We start from the raw sequence: 1,271 nt of genomic DNA, 5'->3' as shown, positions 1-1,271 counted from the left end.
CACGACAAACGCATGAAGAAAACATCGTTTTCAAATAACAGTTTCATAAACTAAGAGTGAATCCTCTGCTATACTAGAGATAGCGGAGGATTTTGTTATGAACGAGATACTAGAATTCTTAATACATGTTCGAGATGAGAGAGAGTCTTGGAAAATTAAGCACACATTGTCAGATATTGTATTGCTCATTTTCTTTGCCCGCCTGTCAGGTGCAGAATACTGGGACGAAATAGAGGAATTTGGGAATGCCTACGAGTCTTCCTTGCGAACCGTTCTTAGCTTAGAAAATGGGATTCCGTCTCACGATACGCTTCAACGTGTCTTTGCGACCTTAGATCCCCAAGTTCTAGTGGAAGTAACGCAGATGTGGTCTACTCTCCTTGAAGAAGCAGAGCTATCAGCCAAGAATTTTACTCGCTTTTCAAAACGTCTTGTGGCAATTGACGGGAAGACGATTAAAGGGAATGCGAGTCAAACCCAGAAGGCTCTGCACATTGTCTCAGCTTATGCGACAGACTTAGGGATTTCTTATGGACAAGTGGCGACAGATGAAAAATCTAATGAAATCACAGCGATTCCGAAGTTGTTAGACATGATTTCCGTTAAGGGCTGTATGGTTAGTATGGATGCCATGGGTACACAGAAAGCAATTGCGGATAAGATTATCAAGAAGAAGGCAGATTACTGTTTGGCAGTGAAAGACAATCAGAAGGGTCTTATAGAAGATATTCGCCCCTTTTTCGAGGCAGATAGTGTTCGAGATGATAGCTATGAGACGCTTGAGAAAGCGCATGGTCAAATCGAGTTGAGACAGTATGAGGTGATTAACGATACTTGTTGGCTCCGCAAAGCTCATCCAGAATGGGGCCATATTCAGAGTATCGGACGAGTTCGTATTCGCATTACTAAGAATGGTCAAGAGAGTGAAGATACTCGCTACTTTATCTTGAGTAGTCAGGTTAGTGCGAAGGAATTGTGCGACTATGTACGAGGTCATTGGCAGATAGAGAGCATGCATTGGCTATTAGATGTTGTTTTTCGAGAAGACGCGAATAAAACCTTGAACAAGCAGTTAGCTTTTAATTTGAATGTGATGGATAAATTCTGCCTAGCTGTTCTAAAACAGCTGGACTTTGGAAAGAAAATGAGCATGCGCCGTAAGAAATATGTCCTTGGTCTGTCCTTTGACCAGTATTTAAAACGACTATTGTAAGTCAAAAAGTGTTTGTGGGAGAAAAATGGGGAAAAGACATTCTCATGCGTTTGTCGTG

At 41.7% G+C, this 1,271-nt stretch carries 1 protein-coding gene; it reads left to right on the top strand.

Features of this window, described 5'->3' with window-relative positions:
• Positions 1-97: 97 nt before the first annotated feature.
• Positions 98-1,213: an ISAs1 family transposase gene (locus tag ACVRZH_RS10120; protein ID WP_447455143.1), complete on the top strand. Its 1,116-nt coding sequence runs from the start codon at positions 98-100 to the stop codon at positions 1,211-1,213.
• Positions 1,214-1,271: the final 58 nt, after the last annotated feature.

Source organism: Streptococcus fryi (genome assembly GCF_053206505.1).
Note: the sequence above shows the minus strand (reverse complement) of the source record. Positions and strands in the feature narration are given on the sequence as shown.